The following is a 5042-nucleotide window of genomic DNA, read 5'->3' as shown; positions in this document are numbered from 1 at the left end:
GCTCCCGGCGGTGGCGGCGGCTTCGGTCCCCGTCCCGGCGGCTTCGGCGGGCGTCCCGGTGGTCCGGGCGGCCGTGGTGGAACGCAGGGCGCGTTCGGTCGCGGCCCCGGCGGCCGTCCGGCGCGCGGCCGTAAGAGCAAGCGTCAGCGGCGCCAGGAGTACGAGGCCATGCAGGCCCCGTCCGTGGGCGGCGTGCTGCTGCCCCGCGGCAACGGCAGCACCGTGCGCCTGTCGCGCGGTGCCTCGCTCACCGACTTCGCCGAGAAGATCAACGCCAACCCGGCGTCGCTCGTTCAGGTGATGCTCAACCTCGGTGAGATGGTCACGGCGACCCAGTCGGTCTCCGACTCCACGCTGGAGCTGCTCGCCGGCGAGATGAACTACGTGCTGGAGATCGTCAGCCCGGAGGAGGAGGACCGCGAGCTGCTCGAGTCGTTCTCCATCGAGTTCGGTGAGGACGAGGGCGGCGAGGAGATGCTCGTCTCCCGTCCGCCGGTCGTGACCGTCATGGGTCACGTCGACCACGGTAAGACCAGGCTTCTCGACGCGATCCGCAAGACCAACGTGGTCGCGGGCGAGGCCGGCGGCATCACCCAGCACATCGGTGCCTACCAGGTCGCCACCGAGGTCAACGGCGAAGAGCGCGCCATCACCTTCATCGACACCCCGGGCCACGAGGCGTTCACCGCCATGCGTGCCCGCGGCGCCAAGTCCACCGACATCGCGATCCTGGTGGTCGCGGCCAACGACGGTGTGATGCCGCAGACGATCGAGGCGCTGAACCACGCCAAGGCGGCCGACGTGCCGATCGTGGTCGCGGTCAACAAGATCGACGTCGAGGGTGCCGACCCGACCAAGGTGCGCGGACAGCTCACCGAGTTCGGTCTGGTGGCCGAGGAGTACGGCGGCGACACGATGTTCGTCGACATCTCCGCGAAGCAGGGTCTCAACATCGACTCCCTGCTGGAGGCCGTGGTCCTGACCGCGGACGCCTCGCTCGACCTGCGGGCCAACCCGGAGCAGGACGCACAGGGCATCGCGATCGAGGCGCACCTCGACCGTGGCCGCGGCGCCGTGGCGACCGTCCTGGTCCAGCGCGGCACGCTGCGGGTCGGCGACACCATGGTGGTCGGCGACGCGTACGGCCGCGTCCGCGCGATGCTCGACGACAAGGGCGAGAACGTGGAGGAGGCGACCCCGTCGACCCCCGTCCTCGTGCTCGGTCTCACCAACGTGCCCGGCGCGGGCGACAACTTCCTCGTCGTGGACGAGGACCGTACCGCCCGCCAGATCGCCGAGAAGCGGGCCGCGCGCGAGCGCAACGTCCGCTTCGCCCGCAAGGGCGTCCGGTTCTCCCTGGAGAATCTGGACGAGGCGCTCAAGGCCGGTCTGGTCCAGGAGCTCAACCTCATCATCAAGGGCGACGCGTCCGGTTCGGTGGAGGCTCTCGAGTCCTCGCTGCTCCAGCTCGACGTCGGCGACGAGGTCGACATCCGGGTCCTGCACCGCGGTGTGGGTGCGGTCACCGAGTCGGACATCGACCTGGCGACCGGCTCCGACGCCATCGTCATCGGCTTCAACGTCCGTGCGGCCGGCCGTGCCGCGCAGATGGCGGAGCGCGAGGGTGTCGACGTCCGCTACTACTCGGTGATCTACCAGGCCATCGAGGAGATCGAGGCGGCCCTCAAGGGCATGCTCAAGCCGGAGTACGAGGAGGTCGAGCTGGGCACCGCGGAGATCCGCGAGGTCTTCCGCTCCTCCAAGCTCGGCAACATCGCCGGTGTGCTGGTCCGCTCCGGCGAGGTCAAGCGCAACACCAAGGCCCGTCTGCTCCGCGACGGCAAGGTCATCGCGGAGAGTCTCAACATCGACGGCCTGCGCCGCTTCAAGGACGACGTCACCGAGATTCGTGAGGGTTACGAGGGCGGTATCAACCTCGGCAACTACAACGACATCAAGATCGACGACGTCATCGCGACGTACGAGATGCGCGAGAAGCCGCGCGGCTGACGCGGCTGCCCGGCCGTGCGGTACGCCGCACGGCCGGGCGACGGCTCGGGGCCGGGGCCGGTCGGCGGGAGAAAATCCCGTCGATCGGCCCCGGCCGTCGGCTGTAACGTCATACCCATGTACGCAGGCACGCTGTGCTTCGACCTGCTCCTGGGTGACGTACGGTCCCTGAAGGAGAAGCGGTCCGTCGTCCGTCCGATCGTCGCCGAGCTGCACCGCAAATTCGCGGTGAGCGTGGCGGAGACCGGCGACCAGGACCTCTATCGCAGGGCCGAAATAGGAATCGCGGTGGTGTCGGGAGACCTCGGACACCTCAAGGACGTACTCGACCGGTGCGAACGCTGGATGATCGCCCGTCCCGAAGTGGAACTGCTGTCCGCACGGCAGCGTGTCCACGGCGACGACGAGTGAGCGCGACGCCCAAGGACACAGAGAGAAGAAGACGATGACCGACACCGCGCGGGCGCGAAAGCTGGCCGACCGCATCCGGGTCGTGGTCGCGGAGACCCTGCAACGGCGGATCAAGGATCCGCGGCTGGGGTACGTGACGATCACCGACACCCGGGTCACCGGCGACCTGCGGGAGGCGACCGTCTTCTACACGGTCTACGGAGACGACGAGGAGCGGGCGGCCTCCGCCGCGGCCCTGGAGAGCGCCAAGGGTGTGCTGCGCTCCGAGGTCGGACGGCAGACCGGGGTGCGGTTCACCCCGAGCCTGGCCTTCGTCGCCGACGCCCTGCCCGACAACGCCAAGACCATCGACGACCTGCTCGCCAAGGCCCGCGCGGCCGACGAGGAGGTCCGCAAGTCCGCCACCGACGCGCAGTACGCGGGCGAGGCGGACCCGTACCGCAAGCCGTCCGACGACGAGTTGGACGGCGACGGGCCGGACGACGACCTCGACGCCCCGGCCGCCGCTGGCCCGGCCGCCGCCGGCCCGGACACCGGCGCCGACTCCGAGGGCGGTCCGGCAAGCGCATGACGCGTAAGACTGAGGCCCCGTCCGGGCTTGTCATTGTCGACAAGCCCGGCGGGCTCACCTCGCACGGGGTGGTGTCGCGGATGCGGCGGCTGGCCGGGACCCGGCGGGTCGGGCACGCGGGCACGCTGGACCCGATGGCGACCGGGGTGCTGATCCTCGGCGTCGAGAAGGCCACCCGGCTGCTCGGCCACCTCGCGCTCACCGAGAAGGAGTACGTCGCCACGATCCGGCTCGGCCGGACGACGGTGACGGACGACGCCGAGGGCGAGATCACCGCCGTCGCCGACGCCACCGGGGTCACCAGGGAGAGCGTCGACGCCGGGATCGCCGCACTGACCGGTCCGATCCAGCAGGTACCGTCCAAGGTCAGCGCGATCAAGGTGAACGGCGTGCGGTCGTACACCCGGGTCAGGGAGGGCGAGGAGTTCGAGCTGGCCGCCCGGCCGGTGACGGTCCACTCCTTCACCGTCCAGGACATGCGGCGGGCCGACGAGGCCGAGGCCGAGCCCGGGGACGCTGTCGGCGCCGTCGACCTCGACGTGACCGTCGTCTGCTCTTCCGGCACCTACATCCGGGCCCTCGCCCGCGACCTGGGCGCCGCGCTCGGCGTCGGCGGCCATCTGACCGCGCTGCGCCGCACCCGTGTCGGCCCGTACGGCCTGGACACCGCGCGCACGCTGGAGCAGTTGGAGGAGACCTGCACGGTCATGCCGATCGAGCAGGCGGCCGACGCGGCCTTCCCGCGCTGGGACGTGGACGCCGACCAGGCCCGGCTGCTGGCCAACGGCGTCCGCATCAAGGCCCCTGCGCTGCCCGACGGGCCGAACGCCGTCTTCGGCCCCGACGGCCGCTTCCTGGCCCTGGTGGAGGAGAAGGACGGCCAGGTGAAGATCGTGGCGGTCTTCCCGGAATAGCCGTCCGTCCCCCTGCGCCCGCGCCCGGCCCGGTGTGACCGGGCCGGGCTCTGGACACCGTGGAGCGCGGCCGTCTGTCCCCTGAGCGGCCCCGCTCCACGATCCCCCTCGGTCCCCCCTCACGTCTCCCTATCCATCCGGAACCCGGAAATCACCCCAATGGGCGGGCGCTCGGAGTGAAGCGAGGGAGCACAGGGGGGCGCTTTTCCTCCGCGATCTAGGCGGGAGATCATCGGGCGCCTACCGTCGAAGCGGGACGAAACGGGGCGCGGCGGTGGGGGAGGTGCCCGATGGCGGTACGCGGGGCCGACGTGGACGACGCGTTGGTGCGGGTCTGTGACCTGGCGGGACGGCCACGCGGGACGGGTTTCCTCGCGGACGCCGACGGCACGATGGTCACCAGCCACGAGGCGGTCGACGGGCTCGCCCGGCTGGTGCTGCACGCGCCGGGGGACCAGGTGTGCCTGGTCGAGGCGGAAGCGATCACCGTACTGCCCGAAGCCGGGCTCGCGCTGGTCGCCACCGAGGGGCTCAATCTGCCGCCGCTGCCGATCGCGCCCTGCGGCCCCGCCCACCCCGAACGACGGGTACGGCTGAAGGTCCCGCAGTGGACCGACGGCGTCGTCCTCGGCACCGCGTCCGTCACGTACACCGCCACCGACCGCTTCCACCTGCTGGAGGAGGTCTACGAACTGGGCCTCGGCGCCACCGACATGAGCCGGGTCGCGCCCCAGTCCTCCGGGGCGCCGCTGATCGACGCGGCGACCGGCGCGGTACTCGCCGTCGCGGTCACCGCGCTGCACGCGGGACACCGGGCGGCCGGTTTCGCCGTACCGCTGCGGGCCGGACCCGGCACGCCGGAACCACTGGCCGCGCTGCTGGCCGGGAACGCGGCGACGGTGCCCGCCTACGGTCCGCACCTCAACCTCGCGGGGGCGCTCCAGCTCACGGGTACGTCGGTCGGTTCCGCCGCCGGGCCCGGCCAGTGGCGGGAGCCGGTCGCCAGGCCCGAAGTCGCCGACGCACTACGGGACTTCCTCGCGCAGCGGGGCGAGACCGCGCCGCTGGTGCTCGGCCTGGTCGGCGACCCCGGCAGCGGACGCAGCACCGAACTGGCCGCGCTGGCCGCTCGCCGG

5 protein-coding genes are annotated in these 5042 nt (G+C 71.6%); all 5 read left to right on the top strand.

The window, feature by feature from the left end:
- Positions 1-2010, top strand: a 2010-nt coding sequence (gene infB, locus BGM09_RS06965; protein WP_188280553.1) for a translation initiation factor IF-2, incomplete at its 5' end; no start/stop codon positions are given.
- Positions 2011-2127: 117 nt separating this feature from the next.
- Positions 2128-2421, top strand: coding sequence for a DUF503 domain-containing protein (locus tag BGM09_RS06960; protein WP_188280552.1), 294 nt, complete (start codon positions 2128-2130; stop codon positions 2419-2421).
- Between the two features lie 34 nt (positions 2422-2455).
- Positions 2456-2992, top strand: coding sequence for a 30S ribosome-binding factor RbfA (gene rbfA / locus BGM09_RS06955; RefSeq protein ID WP_188280551.1), 537 nt, complete (start codon positions 2456-2458; stop codon positions 2990-2992).
- Positions 2989-3906: a tRNA pseudouridine(55) synthase TruB gene (gene truB / locus BGM09_RS06950; RefSeq protein ID WP_188280550.1), complete on the top strand. Its 918-nt coding sequence runs from the start codon at positions 2989-2991 to the stop codon at positions 3904-3906. Before rbfA ends, truB begins: the two co-directional genes overlap by 4 nt.
- Before the next feature lie 290 nt (positions 3907-4196).
- Positions 4197-5042: trypsin-like peptidase domain-containing protein (locus tag BGM09_RS06945; protein ID WP_223186444.1), on the top strand; the 846-nt coding region annotated here is incomplete at its 3' end.

Origin of the sequence: Streptomyces sp. CBMA29, from assembly GCF_014596445.1 — a bacterium.
In the GTDB taxonomy this organism is placed as follows: Bacteria; Actinomycetota; Actinomycetes; order Streptomycetales; family Streptomycetaceae; genus Actinacidiphila.
The sequence above is the reverse complement of the archived record's forward strand: the minus strand, read 5'-3'. Positions and strand labels throughout refer to the sequence as shown.